Raw genomic sequence first — 14,774 nt, forward strand, 5'->3', positions numbered from 1 at the left:
GCACAGCTATAATTTCGTGAATGCGAACCTTTTTCTAAGTGCTTAACGTTGAGAACACGGCTGCTGTACCTTTTGATCACACTCACCGCAGTGCTAGGACAATCAAACCTAGCACACGGGCAAGAGCAAACGCTGCAAGATCGTTGGCAGCATTTTCTACGCCAAGCCGAATCGCTATCGGCTGCACGAGCCTTGCCATTGCAAAGCATTAACTCATACCCTGTCGATCTTCTGCTCAGCGCCAGCGCCTATCCTGATTTTTCCCGTTATTCATGGCAAACCATAACCGAGCTCAAAGCGATAGCCTCACAGTGCGCACTGTCGCCCGGTTTATCAAAAACCTTGGCATCACGCCCTGAATTGCAAAAAGCAGCGTCGTTTGAACTCGCTTTATGCCAAGGCGATGAATTGCCCATCCGTTGGTTTAAGACTGCTCCGTTTCTGCATCCTGCAGGCGGGAGCTACGCAGAGCGATACTTAGCTTTTTCTACTCATAACATAACGGCCGAGCAAAACGCCGAGCTACAGCCCTACACGACTCTCTCTAACCCTCAGCACCCGCTGTACACCTTTTTTACCGATTTAGAAACAGCAGGGCGAGATGCCTTGGTCAGCGGTTATCGCGCTTATATTGACCGTCAACAACGGCTATGGATCAGTGGCGATTTCGGTATTCGCGTACTGAGCGCATTGCAATGGAAAAAAGTCGCGCTCGATCAGCAATTGGTATTGTCGGCCATCACAGCGGCTACTCAAAGTTGCCAATTACGCTACAGTAATCTGTGTGTCTCTAGCCAAGAAAAACCCAATATCTCACTGTGGTTATCGGTCATATTACTGCTGTTGCTCGCAGCAACGCTGAGTAGGACGCTCTGGTTACGCCGCCAACAAGCCAAAGAAAAACGCTTTATTTTACAGTTGCTGACGCATGAACTACGCACCCCTATCACAAGTCTTGGCTTGACCGTTGAGCAGTTTCGCCAGCAATTTGATACTCTCCCAGAGCTGGCCCAAGATACATTCGGCCGCTTACTGGCCGATCACCAACGTTTAGCTCAGCTTGCTCAGACCAGTAAAGGATTTTTGAGTAGCGACCCAAATGAGCCGTTTCAATGTCAAACCGCTTATCTCTCAGATTGGTTAGATCACTGCGTAGCGAAACACGAACTCAGCTATGAACTGACACAAGATATCGAGCTCACACTGCCGTATTACTGGCTTGGGATCTGTTTGGATAACTTGATCCGTAATGCCAAGCAACATGGTCAAGGGACAATCTCAATAACGGCCAGCGTGACTGACACTCAACTGCGGCTTTGCGTTAGCGATGAAGGCGAGTTTCCCTCTCGTCTAAAACGGCTATTTTCCCGTTCTCGCACGGCTTCCAATATGGGGATTGGGCTCCGTCTTGTGAGCCATTTGATGCTTAAAATGGGCGGCAAACTGACGTGTAAAGCCCACCCCACTCGCTGCCAATTGGAATTACCATTATGAACACACTGTTATTGGTCGAAGATGATCCTCTACTCGGGCAAGGTTTGCATGATTACTTGCTACAGCAAGGTTTTGATTGTTTGTGGGTACAGCAGCTCTCACAAGTCAAAAAAGCATGGTTTCGCGCCGATTTGGTGATTTTAGATAGACAACTGGCTCAAGGAGACAGCTTGGATCATCTGCCTCAATGGCTAATGACCAAAGCCGTGCCAGTGATCATCCTGACGGCTAAAATCGAGGTTGAGCAAAAAATAGCAGGTCTGATGGCGGGGGCGAAAGACTACGTCACCAAGCCATTTTCGCAACAAGAATTACTGGCGCGAATTCAAGCGCAACTGCGACCATTAGGAGAAAGCTTGCTTTCCTACGCTGACATTGCCATTGATCTCTCAAAGCGCAGCGTTACCTTAGGTGAGCAGTTGATGACGCTAAAACCGAAACAGTTTCAGCTATTACTGCTGCTGGTTCAAAATCAAGGACGTGTTTTTCACCGTGATGAACTACTCAATAAAGTGTGGGGCTACCAAGCCTTTCCCTCAACTCGGACCGTCGATAACCATGTTTTACAGCTAAGGCAGCAGTTACCCTCACTCAATATCGAAACCGTTCGTGGCGTTGGGTATCGTTTAGTCGAGGTGTCCAATGCGTAACCTTTGGCTGTTTGCACTGTTCGTCGTTAGTCCAAGCCACGCCGTGAGTGATGATTGGTTTATGGCAACACCACTGCAATCAACCTATCGCGCTTTAGCGAACCATCAGCCACAGCTTGCCTGGCAAGAGTTGGTCCTCGCACTCAATAACCAAACCATTGCCACGCCACACTGGGCAAGCGTCAAGCATGCCATTATTGAACAAACCCAATGTGGCCAACAGCTCTTAAGCGATGTGGTACCAAATGCGGCGCTGATCAAAGTCTCGATACAAAAAAAAACCAACGTGATGCAGCAAGGTTACCAGTTCAAATTATCAATGGAAGGAGCAGAGCTGCCTAGCCAGGTTGAACTTCTTGGCCCTGACAATGGCTTGCTCATCTCACAGAGCCAAGTAACGTCATCAGCCCCTTACATAGAATTAGAAAGCCCAGAACTGCTCTTTGCTCCGCAAGATGGCGTTTATCGACTGACACTCGACAAACAACACTATTGGTTAGTTCTTACCATGCCTTTTGGCTCCACATGGTTGCAATCCGCCTCTCCCAACGGTGGCTACCCACTAGCACTTGAGTCCCCCACAGTATTGACAAACTGCCCCCCAACAAGCCTTGCTTGGCAATGGTTTGACGACCAATTTCAGTTAATCAAGCAGCAAGATATGGTAGCTATGAGTAATACTCAGCAATTATTGGACAAACCAAGCTCATCCCCCAGCTCGGCTAAATGGCTCAGTACTCTGATCAAAACTGTCGAATATCAAGGAGCAATCAAAGTGGAATATGTACAACGTTTGACTCTGCCAAATCAGGCTCAATGAAGACATCAGGGTGACAATTGATTTGTCGATTTCTTATGTAATCAACACACCGAGACACACTGGAAATGACAAACCATGTATAAACCACTTTGTTCTTTATTGATCACTTGTACGCCACTTTTGGCGTTGGCTAGCCAATCACAACCGGCGTCAATTACACTGCATAATCAAAACCAAACCGTGCAAATAGAGCCACAAAATTTTGCTATTGATTGGCAGCAAAATGCCCAGCTAACCATTAACCAAGGCCAGCTAACCGTTAACGGCCAGCCACAGCAAGTCAGCCAACTGCAACAAGATAATCAACATCACGCCTCTTGGCTGCTTGTTCCTAGCCAGTTAAAGGTCGAGGCCAATTTACAACAAACATTGAAGCTGTCGATTACCGCGAGCGCCGAAAGTAAAATCTCTCGTGCTAAACCGTTAACCGTGCAGTGGTTTGAACTGCCGGATCAGCAAAGCAAAACGCTCATTCTTCCTTTTAGTGAAGGAATGCGCATTCCAACTGATAACCCACAGTGGGTGAACTACCTCATAGCGGAACGCTCTGCCAGCAATACCACGCAAGATCTCAAAATGCCATTTTGGAGTGTGGAAGCTGGCAATGAGCAGTATGTGAGCTACCAACTCAATACCGCCACCAACAACAAACTCAATTTTAGCGCCAAGCAAAACAAGCTGGACATGCAAGCCACGCACGCTTTCACTGTGCTCAACAAAGATGAGCCTTTTGAGGTGGAAATCTCCCTTGGCAACTCACCACTAGATGGTGCCAAACGCTACCGTCAGTGGCGAAAAGAGAATGGGCTATCACAAACGCTCGAACAAAAAGCGCAGCAAAACCCAGCCATAAAACAGCTTATCGGCGCAAGCCATGTCTATCTGTTTGGTAGAGACTTACTCTCTGAGCAAGATGTTAGCGACTTCTGGGCATTGAAAGCTTGGTATTTTGAGCAGCCGCAGTGGACAGCATCAAACGAAGCACTCAAAGAACTCAAACCGCTCATCAAGGGCAAAGATTTCTTAAGCCGCTATCATAAACGTTTGCTGATTGAAGAGGTGAATAATGGGCTGAACTCTTGGATCAAAGAGTCGCCCTCAAATAACGAGGCTGGGATCGCCAGCCAGTATCAAGCCGCTCAGGCACGAAAAGCATGGCTCGCAGAGCAGAAACTACCGTTTCTACGTGATGCCAGCACTTGGGGACAGGGGCTATCGACTTCCATGATCGACGCACTCAGCTCAGCTGGTTTGCAACACTTATGGTTAGGTTTGGATAATTGGATGCCCGCCTTTTACCAGCCACAAGTGGTTGACCAAGCAAAACAAGCTGGCTACTTAGTTGGGGTGTACGACTCCTACAATACCGCCATTGCAAAAGGCATCAACGATGGTTGGCTTACCGCGCAGCTACCGGATTCGATGCGTGAGCAATGTGCGATAGAAAACGCCGACGGTAAGCAACAGAAAGGATTTCGTGGCAACGGCTTTTACCTTAACCCTGCATGCCAATTAGGATTTGCGCAGCAACGCATTGAGGCGATTTTAAAATATGGCCGCTTTAACAGCCTGTTTCTTGATGTGGATGGGACCGGAATGGCACGTGAAGATTACTCATACCAAGAGGGCCAAGGAATGAAAGAAAGCGCGATGCTGGAGGCATTTAATCAACGCATGCGCTGGATAGCCAATGAACAGAATGTGGTTCTCGGCTCTGAAGATGGTAACAGCCTGACGACACAAGGGCTCGCCTTTGCTCATGGTTTAGAAACGGTAGGATTTGGCTGGACAGATCCGGATATGAAAACTAACCGTCAATCGCCTTATTTTCTTGGGGCATGGTTTCCAGACAATAAGCCCGATTTTTTCTTCAAACCCGCGCAAGTCAAAGAGCCGTACAAAACACTGTTATTTGCACCGCAATACCGTATTCCTCTCTATCAAACCGTGTTCCATGATGAGGTGATCAACAGTCACCACTGGCACAGCGATAGTTTGAAGTTTTCCAACGTGCAAGCGGAGCGAGATTTAATCGCCATGCTGTATAACACCCCAGCGATGATTCACCTTAGCCGTGATGAAGCGACGCCTAACAGCGCTCGAGTCAACGAATTACGCCGCTATCAACAAGGGTTTACACCAATCCATGAAGTCGTGTGGAACCAACCTTTAGTCGATTTTAAATGGCTTGATGAACAAGGGATGGTACAACAAACAACCTTTGGTGATGGCAGTAAAATTACCGCCAATTTCTCTACGCAGCCATATAAAAAAGAGGATAAGGAAATAGTTCCAGCCTTGAGTATTCAAGCTGAACTCAGCAATGGGCAAAACCTCATTTGGCCATCGGATACGCTAAAGACAGAAAAATAGTCTCATCTCTCACTCATTAAAAGATAAGTAACTCATTAAAAGATAAATAATAGTGCGACACTTCAAGGAGGAAGTGTCCATTTCTGTTATTCAACAACCATAGCCAGTAGCACAAATACAATATGGGCAAACAAAACTAGACGACTGGTCTAATTTAAATTATAGTGCCGTCCATGAATACAAAAACCCATGATACTCGCCAACACATCCTTGAGGTCGGTTACCAACTGGTCGTAACCAAAGGCTTCACCAGTGTAGGCTTGTCTGAATTATTAAAAACCGCTGATGTGCCCAAAGGCTCTTTCTATCACTACTTTAAGTCAAAAGAGCAATTTGGCGAGGCACTGATTACGGACTATTTTCAGCACTATTTAGTACGGATTAATGCCCTTTTTGACCAAGAAGAAGGAAACGCCTATCAACACTTGATGCATTATTGGCAATGTTGGTATGAGCAGAGCAATGGCTTATGTAACGCACAGCGCTGCTTGGTGGTGAAATTAAGCGCTGAAGTTTCAGACTTGTCTGATGCGATGCGTATTGCTTTACTTAAAGGTGCAGATAGCATTATTGAGGCGGTCGGAAAATGTATCCAGCAAGGGATCGACGACGGCTCCATTCACGTACAACACAGCCAGCAAACCGCAGAATTGCTTTATAACCTTTGGCTCGGCGCAAGTTTGCTCAGTAAACTGCGTCAAGATAACCAAGGGCTTGCACAAGCGCTTACGAGCACCGAACACATTTTGCAAGGCCAGTGCCCTAGTTAAGATTTACCCCGCTATTTCGATAGCGGTTTTTTTGAAATCCAGACTAGACGACTGGTCTAATTTAAAATAATAAAGGACTCTCCAATGACTGAACAAACTAACCGCCGCATTGTACTCGCTTCACGCCCTGTCGGTGCACCAACGCCTGCTAACTTTCGCTTAGAACATGCGCCTAAACCAACACCTGCCGCTGGTGAAGTGCTGCTGCGTAGTGTTTATCTTTCACTTGACCCCTACATGCGCGGCCGCATGAGTGACGCTAAATCGTACGCCGATCCTGTCGCAATTGATGATGTCATGGTAGGCGGGAGCGTGTGTCAAGTGGAAGTATCAAACCACCCAAAATTTGAGCAAGGTGAGTGGGTACTCGCTTATACCGGATGGCAGGATTACGCTATTTCTAATGGCGAAGGTTTACTTAAACTCGGTAAAAATCCAACCTCACCCTCATACGCACTAGGCATCATGGGAATGCCCGGTTTTACCGCTTATATGGGTTTGCTAGACATCGGCCAACCGAAGCAAGGTGAAACTGTGGTAGTCGCCGCCGCCACTGGCCCAGTAGGGGCAACGGTTGGTCAAATTGCTAAAATCAAAGGCTGCCGCGTGGTCGGCATTGCTGGCGGTGAGGAAAAATGTCGTTACGCTAAAGAAGTATTAGGTTTTGATGAATGTATTGATCACAAAGCTGACGATTTTGCAGAGCAATTGGCTAAAACATGTGCTCAAGGGATTGACGTTTACTACGAAAATGTCGGTGGCAAAGTCTTTGATGCGGTTTTACCTCTGCTTAACACAGCAGCGCGAGTTCCGCTGTGTGGCTTGATTTCTCAATACAATGCAACGTCGCTGCCTGAAGGACCTGATCGTCTCTCTATGCTGATGGGCACCTTACTTACCAAACGTATTCGCATGCAAGGTTTCATTATTTTTGATGACTACGGCCATCGCTATAACGAATTTGCTACTGACATGACTCAATGGCTAAGTGAAGGGAAAGTGAAATACCGCGAGCAACTGATTGACGGTTTAGAAAACGCACCACAAGCCTTTATTGGTCTATTGGAAGGCAAAAACTTTGGCAAACTGGTTATCCAAATCAACCAACCACTTTAATAAGGACAGCACAATGATCAAACTTCATCACCTTAATAAATCACGCTCTAAGCGCATTATCTGGTTACTTGAAGAGTTAGGGGTTGAGTATCAAGTGGTTCCATATCAACGTGATAGCGTGACCTTTCTAGCACCGCCGGAGCTAAAAAGCGTGCATCCGCTAGGTAAGTCACCTGTGATTGAAGACAATGGCTTGGTGATTGCTGAATCTGGCGCCATTACCGATTACTTGATAGAAAAATACGGCCAACACTTTGCGCCTCAGCGTGGCAGCGTGGAATATGTGCAATACCAGCAATGGCTCCACTTTGCGGAAAGCTCTGCCATATTGCCGCTGCTATTAAAGATGTTTGTTGCCAAAGATGGCTGCCAAACCAATTTCCTTGGTGGCTATGCAGAAAGCGAAACGGCCAAAGTGATGAGTTATTTTGACCAGTGTTTAGCGGGTAAACGCTACTTAGTGGCCGACCAACTCACTGGCGCTGATTTCATGATGTCATTCATTGCTGAAATATTGCTGACCAACGGAGCGATTACTCACTTCCCGAATATTGAACGTTACTTAAAGCAGCTCGCCACTCACCCTGCTTATCTAAAATCGAACCAAATCGAAGCGCAATACGCCTAACCTTAGGTTCCTGATGACGCCACTTCGACGATAACGAAGTGGCGTTTTAATTTCCATTATGGAAATGACTACTTGATGTATTATCAATAGTGAAAAGTAACCAAGCACATTAGGATTAAACCACAATAATATAAGGGTTTAATTCATGAGCCATCCACTCGATACACAGCAACGCTTCCAAGCCATCGTCACTGACGCACACCTCTCGCCTAAACAAAAGTCGCACTTCCTTGCGCTAGAGGCCGAAGCAAGCTTGCCCTATCTGAAACTCTCTCCTGAGTTAGCTCGTGCAATGGAACAAGGCATTATCTGCGATATGTTTGAGGGCCATGCCCCTTTTAAACCACGTTACGTGTTGCCTGACTACGCAAAATTTTTAGCACAAGGCAGTGAGTATTTAGAGCTTTCGCCTGCCAGTAATTTTGATGAAGCACTCAATATGTTGACCATTTTGTACCATCACGTGCCTTCAGTGACTTCTATTCCTGTCTATTTGGGGCAATTAGATAGCGTGTTATTGCCCTATGTGGGCGAACTGAGCGAAGCGTCGATTTATCAAAAACTGAAGCTGTTTTGGATCATGCTTGATCGCACTCTGCCCGATGCTTTCATGCACGCCAACATCGGCCCGAGCGACAATATTATTTGTCGTACTATTTTACGTGTCGATGCTGAACTGAAACAGATCGCTCCCAACCTTACCTTCATGTATGACCCTTCTATCACTCCTGACGATTTACTGCGACAAGCGACCGATAATATCTGTCAATGCAGTAAACCGCACATCGCCAACTATCCGATTCATGCCACCGCCTATGGCGAGCAAGGTTTTGGTATCGTCAGTTGCTACAACTCACTTCCTTTAGCGGGAGGCTGCAATACTTTAGTCAGAATGAATTTAAAAGAGGCCGCGAAAAAAGCCAGTGACCGCCAAACATTTTTAGATCAGATTCTACCCACTTACAGCCAATATATGATTGAGCTGATGGATGTTCGAGCTGCTCATCTGCACCAACAATCTCATTTTTTTGAAGGTTTTCTGACTCAAGAAGGGTTGATTGAAGAATCCCGTTTCGCACCGATGTTTGGCATTTATGGCATGGCTGAAGCCGTTAATCTATTACTGGAAAAGGAGCAGAGTAACGCTCGTTATGGCCATGATGATATCGCCAACCAATTAGGCATCGCCATTTCCGCCAAGCTGGCCGACATTGTACAAAACTCACCAGTCAAATATGGCTTCAACGACCGTGCTTTACTGCACGCGCAAGGTGGTATTAGCCTTGATCTTGATGTCACTCCGGGCGTGCGCATCCCTTATGGCACCGAACCCAACCCGATTGAATATGTACAAGCAACGGCTGGACATCATCAATATTACACCTCTGGTATCAGCGATATTTTAACTCTGGATGAAACCATAAAGGCCAACCCAGAGGCGATGTTCAACCTATGTAAAGGAGCCCTCCACTCGGGCTATCGCGAATTTACGGCAAACGTGGCTTCGAACGATTTAGTTCGCATTACGGGTTACATGGTGAAACTGTCTGAAATAGCGCAATTTGAGCAGCGCGGATCACGCACCAACACCACGTTTCTTGGGGCAGAAGCGGCCAAAAACACCGCCGTGCTCAAGCGAAAAGCACGCGTGGTTAGCCATGAAATACAACCTGCTTATCAGCCAAGCTAATGGTCAGCCAAGCTAATGGTCAGCCAAGCTAATGGTGAGTGAAAAACAGCCGCTCCGAGCAAAAGTCAGCCGAGTGCTGACTTTCTCCTGCGTTGATGGCCCGGGCAACCGACTGGTCATTTTTATGCAAGGTTGCAACTTCAATTGCTTGTCTTGCCATAACCCACATACGATTCGTCACTGTCACCATTGCGGTGATTGTGTGCCAACCTGCCCATCGCAAGCACTGCGCCTCAATGCTGACCAGCAAGTCGAATGGCTAGCAGATAAATGCACTCACTGCGATCGCTGCATTGAGCACTGCATGCACCAATCAAACCCCAAAATTCATCACTACAGTGTTGAACAACTCGTGGAACTTATCCGCCGAAATCATTATTTCTTAGCCGGTATTACCATTTCAGGTGGGGAAGCAACCCTACAACTTCCGTTTATCATCGCTCTTTTCAAAGCCATCAAACACGATGAAGAATTGAAACACCTCAGCTGTTTTATTGATAGTAATGGCTCACTATCCGAATCGGGATGGGACAAAATCTCGCCCTATTTGGATGGCGCAATGATCGATTTAAAAACCTGGCAAGAGGAGACGCATCGGTGGCTAACCGGACGCAGTAACCATAGAGTGATACGCACTATTTTCCACCTCTCTAAACGGAATAAACTGCACGAAGTGCGACTGCTACATATACCGGACAAAAGTGATTTAGAGACTGAAATTACCGAAGTGGCGCATCTGATTAACCAGTTGCCTGCGAACGTCAGCATTCGGCTCAACGCCTTCCAGCATCACGGTGTGGTCGGCAAGGCCTTAACTTGGCAACCATGCAGTGAAGGTGCAATGTTGCAGTTTCATCGAAAACTGGCCGCTCAAGTACAGCGAACTGTTTACCTGCCGACACGCTACGCCTAGCGTCGAAAACCACCATGCCCATAGGCTACCTATATTAGATTAATAACCCGTACCATTTTGCCTAATGCATAACGCTCACCTATGATTATCCAAACAGGCACTAACCGTTTAGCAAAAGGCCGAGCACTCGCTCTCATCACATAAAAAGGAAAGCATCATGATTGAATGGGATTTCTTACATCTTTTCGATACTCAAGAGCTCTTTATCTTTTATTAACGAGAACCAATATTATTAACGAGAGCCAACCTCATTTTAAATAGCAGCCGCAATTTCACCTTCAATATCCTTTTGCGGCTCTTTTTGTACTGGCGGAACTTGCCCTTCTTCTACAGCGTGTTGGTAACATCCACTTAGCTTAATGGCTAAATACATGTCCGCACGAATCACCACGCCGCCATCACCCGTTGAAATTCCAGCGATCTCACACCATTTTCTCAAACTGCGTTTACGCCCCGCTAGCACTAAACGAATGCCTCGCTTTTTCAGAATGCTTTGCACGTCCGATAACATCGCCATGACGCTTAAATCTAAATGGGTAAAACTCGACACCGCATCAATAATCACACACCCCACACTCATGCCCGCCGATTCAGTGTGAAATAAAATACGACGTTTAAAGTAAGGCGCATTGAAATAAGTCAGCGGAGAGTTGAAACGATAAATCACCAAACCCGGTATTGGTTTCGCCTTCGCTGACGTATCAATCGTGCGAATCGTGCCTTTATCATCCAAACCCAATGTTTGATCACTTGGCCGCATCACGGTGCGTAAGAACTGGAACAGACCCAGTAATACCGCAAGAGTGATGCCTGGGATAACGCCAATGACCAATACAGCGATGAAGGTTAAGCTTGCCAAATAGAAGGCGTCTTTATCACGCTTGTGTAAACTCCAAATCCCTTTCAGATCCAACAACGAGATAGACGCGATAATCAACACAACTCCCAATGCAGCAATCGGAATGTATTGCAGTGGCTGATACGCCACAATCGCGACAAATCCAATCACAATCGCTGCAATAATCGAAACTAATTGCGATTTTCCACCATTAGCGTCATTCACCGCCGTACGTGAATCCGCCCCACTGATGGCAAAACCTTGTGAAAATGCAGAAGCGATATTAGCTAAGCCAAGCGCGCGAAACTCTTTGTCGGCGTCAATATCGTAACCATTTTTTGCCGCAAAACTGCGCGCAGTGAGCATCATACTGACAAAGCTCACCATCGCTAAGTTCAAAGCGGGCATGACTAATTCACGGCTCACCCCTAGATCAAATAGAGGGGTTTGGAATATCGGTAACCCACCTTGGATTAAACCAACGACTTTAACGCCAAGATGTTCAGCGCCAAAAAACCACACCCAAAATGCAGCAGCGATGATAGCCAACATCGCTGCTGGCCAATTGGGCCTGACACGCTTACACAGAAAATAAACCACCACTGTCAGCGCACTTATCAATAAGGTTTGCCAATGCAAATCAATCAGTAAGGATGGCGCTTCCACGATACGCTCTAGTAGATATTGCTGCTCATATTTCAGCCCAAACACTTTAGCAAATTGACCCACGATAATGGTCAGAGCAACACCGTTTAACAACCCAAGTAAAATAGGGCGAGAGAGAAAATCGGCTAAAATACCGAGTTTGAAACGACTGGCCAGCAAACACCATACACCAGTCATTGCCGTCATTGTCATGACCAACTGCCAGTGTTTGAGAGGATCGCCCATCGCCAGCGGTGTCACTACCGCCGCAATCACTGCGCAAGTTGCCGCGTCTGGGCCTAAGATCAACTGCCTAGACGTGCCAAAAATCGCGTAAACCAACATCGGCAATACGCAGGAATATAAGCCGACAATCGCGCTTACTCCAGTGAGCTGCGCGTACGCTATCGCGACAGGCAGTGCAACCGCAACCACAGAAAGCGCCGCACGTACGTCATCCATCAACCAGCGAGTTTCATAGTCTTTCAGTTGGTGTAAACCCGGCATCCACTGTTGTACAAATGCACTATTCAAATTGCTTCCCCCCTCTTCTCGCAACAAGGTTTTCACATTAAGCATAACTCATTGCTAACAAACTAGCGCTTATAATTGGCTGATTTTATTGAAGTATGAGAAAAAGAAAAAGTGCAGGAAAAAGATCGCCTCCATAGGTCGACTTATGTGAAAATAGCCCACTCCATTTCACTCGCCTAAAGTTGTACTTATGAAATTTCAAGCTGCCATTTTTGATATGGATGGACTGTTACTCGACACGGAACGTGTCTGCCTTACGATATTCGAACAAGCTTGCCACGCAGTTGGCGTCCCATTTTTAAAAGAGGTTTATCTCTCGGCTATTGGTCGCAATGCGGCAGGCATTGAACAAGCACTGCGCGCAGGCTACGGGCCAGAATTAGACTATCCGGTATTACATACGGAGTGGCGTAAACGTTACGATGCCGTGGTGAAACACCAGGCGATCCCAGTGAAAGAAGGGGTTATCGAGTTATTACAATGGTTAAAAGCCAATCGTGTTCCTACTGCTGTCGCAACATCAACCCAAAAAGACGTGGCACAAATTAAGCTGCGCCTTTCAGGCCTTGAGCAATATTTTGACTCGTTCACAACCGGTTGTGAAGTGACACATGGCAAACCCGATCCTGAGATTTATCTACTCGCTGCGCAACGTCTTGGCGCTGAACCGACCCAATGCTTAGCCTTTGAAGATTCTAATAACGGCGTGCGATCCGCCGTGAGTGCGAATATGATCACCTACCAAATTCCTGATCTCGTCGAACCCAGTGAAGAGGTTTTGGCGCTTGGACACCAAGTGGTCCCCTCACTACATCACGTTTTAACGGCCCTAAAAAACAGTAATTGATCGGTTTTTCATACGCCGCCTGTTTGATTTCGATTGCCATAACTAAACAGCGTGATATTGGTATTGCAATTACAGATAGCTAACAAGTAACAAGGGGGTATCATTGATACCCCCTTCTTTAGTCAATAAGAAATATTCGTTAATATTTAGGTGGTGTACCTTCACAATTAGAAACTACAGCATCAATTTGTATTAACGCATCCATAGGCAGCTCTGAAACACCAATCACGGTTCTCGCAGGTAGCTCATGGTTAAAGAAGGTTGTGTAAACTTCATTGACAATATTAATGTCATCCATATTTTTTATTTGAATATTGACTTTAACAATATCATCCATAACATGCTCAACACTCTCTACAATATTCTTTATATTTTCTAAACACTGCTTAACTTGTTCTTTTATTCCACCAGCAACAACTTCATTATTTTTTGGAGATAAAGGTAACTGACCTGAAATATGATTATAATGAGAAAAAGCAACAGAGTGGGAATAGTCGACTTCAGGTGCATTCACGGTATTATTTGCTTCAATCACAAGTAAGCGAGTATCTTCAGGAAGCTGTGGCGGTGTACCATCACCATGTGACACAACAACATCAATTTGCACCAATGCATTCATAGGCAAGTCAGCAACACTAACTAGGCTTCGCGCAGGCACATAACTTGGGAAAAATTGCCCACAGACTTCATTGATGGCTTCTGCATCAGATATATTTTTAAGAAATATCGTTGTTTTAACGATATCAGCCATCGTATGACCAATACTTTCTAAGATAGCATTAATATTATTCAAACACTGTTGACTCTGTTCTTTAATACCACCTTGTACTATTTCTCCCGTTTTGGGTTCAATCGGCAATTGAGCCGAGAGGTTATTATAATGAGAGAAGGCCGCGGTTTGAGAGTATAGACCTTGAGGTGCATGCTCAGTATTCCTTGACACTTTGATGAGCTCACAAGGCGCTTGTGGAGCAGTGCCTTCACCGTTTGAAATAAGAGCATCAATTTGCACTAAAGCATCACTGACAGGTAAAGCCGCAACCGCCGCTATGGTCACTGTAGGAAGCGGCCCCTGAAAAAAAGTGGGGTATACTTTTTTGATGGCATCAATATCTGAAATATTCTTTACAAAAATATTAATTTTGACCACATCATCCATAACGTGACCAATACTTTCTACGATAGACTGTATATTATTCAGACATTGCTTTGTTTGGTCATTTATACAACCAATAACAATTTCACCTGTTTTAGGATCTATCGGTAGTTGTGCTGAAATATTATTATAATGAGAAAAAGCGACAGTTTGTGTAGAGACAGCACATATAGGTGCATTTTCTGTGTTTCTTGAAACCTTTACAATATCGGCAGCCATATCGAAATTTATCCTATTATTAGTAGAAATACGTATTTATATTTAATAAGTGTTTTTGATAAAACAATCAAAGTGGCGAAA

The 14,774-nt window shown here is 45.8% G+C and carries 12 protein-coding genes; 10 read left to right on the forward strand and 2 right to left on the reverse strand.

Features of this window, described 5'->3' with window-relative positions; translation table 11 throughout:
- Positions 1-48: 48 nt before the first annotated feature.
- From AACQ42_RS05235 to AACQ42_RS05275, 9 genes are all read left to right on the forward strand, one after another.
- A complete protein-coding gene (locus AACQ42_RS05235) occupies positions 49-1,494 on the forward strand; it encodes an ATP-binding protein (protein WP_094166084.1) in 1,446 nt (481 codons plus the stop codon).
- Positions 1,491-2,144 carry a response regulator transcription factor gene (locus AACQ42_RS05240; protein ID WP_017044992.1) on the forward strand — a complete coding sequence of 218 codons (654 nt, stop codon included), beginning with the start codon at positions 1,491-1,493 and terminating at the stop codon, positions 2,142-2,144. Before AACQ42_RS05235 ends, AACQ42_RS05240 begins: the two co-directional genes overlap by 4 nt.
- Complete coding sequence (locus AACQ42_RS05245; protein WP_088733094.1) at positions 2,137-2,964, forward strand: DUF2861 family protein; 828 nt, start codon at positions 2,137-2,139, stop codon at positions 2,962-2,964. Before AACQ42_RS05240 ends, AACQ42_RS05245 begins: the two co-directional genes overlap by 8 nt.
- A 75-nt stretch (positions 2,965-3,039) precedes the next feature.
- Entirely contained in the window at positions 3,040-5,337 is a 2,298-nt protein-coding gene (locus tag AACQ42_RS05250) for a glycoside hydrolase (protein WP_094166085.1), read from the forward strand.
- A 173-nt stretch (positions 5,338-5,510) separates the two neighbouring features.
- On the forward strand, positions 5,511-6,107 hold the full coding sequence (locus AACQ42_RS05255; RefSeq protein ID WP_038148298.1) for a TetR/AcrR family transcriptional regulator: 597 nt from the start codon (positions 5,511-5,513) through the stop codon (positions 6,105-6,107).
- A gap of 84 nt (positions 6,108-6,191) precedes the next feature.
- Positions 6,192-7,223: an NADP-dependent oxidoreductase gene (locus AACQ42_RS05260; RefSeq protein ID WP_017046824.1), complete on the forward strand. Its 1,032-nt coding sequence runs from the start codon at positions 6,192-6,194 to the stop codon at positions 7,221-7,223.
- A gap of 13 nt (positions 7,224-7,236) precedes the next feature.
- The gene (locus tag AACQ42_RS05265) at positions 7,237-7,851 is read left to right on the forward strand and encodes a glutathione S-transferase family protein (RefSeq protein ID WP_013868283.1); all 615 of its coding nucleotides are present in this window, start codon (positions 7,237-7,239) and stop codon (positions 7,849-7,851) included.
- 145 nt (positions 7,852-7,996) lie between these two features.
- Positions 7,997-9,541, forward strand: coding sequence for a YjjI family glycine radical enzyme (locus AACQ42_RS05270; RefSeq protein WP_094166086.1), 1,545 nt, complete (start codon positions 7,997-7,999; stop codon positions 9,539-9,541).
- Positions 9,542-9,572: 31 nt separating this feature from the next.
- Entirely contained in the window at positions 9,573-10,454 is an 882-nt protein-coding gene (locus AACQ42_RS05275) for a YjjW family glycine radical enzyme activase (protein WP_094166087.1), read from the forward strand.
- 253 nt (positions 10,455-10,707) lie between these two features.
- Here the strand turns inward: AACQ42_RS05275 and AACQ42_RS05280 are convergent, their stop codons facing one another.
- Entirely contained in the window at positions 10,708-12,444 is a 1,737-nt protein-coding gene (locus AACQ42_RS05280) for a SulP family inorganic anion transporter (protein ID WP_050934249.1), read from the reverse strand.
- A 217-nt stretch (positions 12,445-12,661) separates the two neighbouring features.
- On the opposite strand from AACQ42_RS05280, the gene AACQ42_RS05285 reads away from it, so the two are divergent.
- Complete coding sequence (locus tag AACQ42_RS05285; protein WP_017044984.1) at positions 12,662-13,318, forward strand: HAD family hydrolase; 657 nt, start codon at positions 12,662-12,664, stop codon at positions 13,316-13,318.
- A 139-nt stretch (positions 13,319-13,457) separates the two neighbouring features.
- Here the strand turns inward: AACQ42_RS05285 and AACQ42_RS05290 are convergent, their stop codons facing one another.
- The gene (locus tag AACQ42_RS05290) at positions 13,458-14,693 is read right to left on the reverse strand and encodes a RidA family protein (protein WP_094166088.1); all 1,236 of its coding nucleotides are present in this window, start codon (positions 14,691-14,693) and stop codon (positions 13,458-13,460) included.
- Between the last annotated feature and the right edge of the window lie 81 nt (positions 14,694-14,774).

Origin of the sequence: Vibrio sp. V12_P9A6T4 (assembly GCF_963874835.1) — a bacterium.
Lineage (GTDB): Bacteria > Pseudomonadota > Gammaproteobacteria > Enterobacterales > Vibrionaceae > Vibrio > Vibrio anguillarum.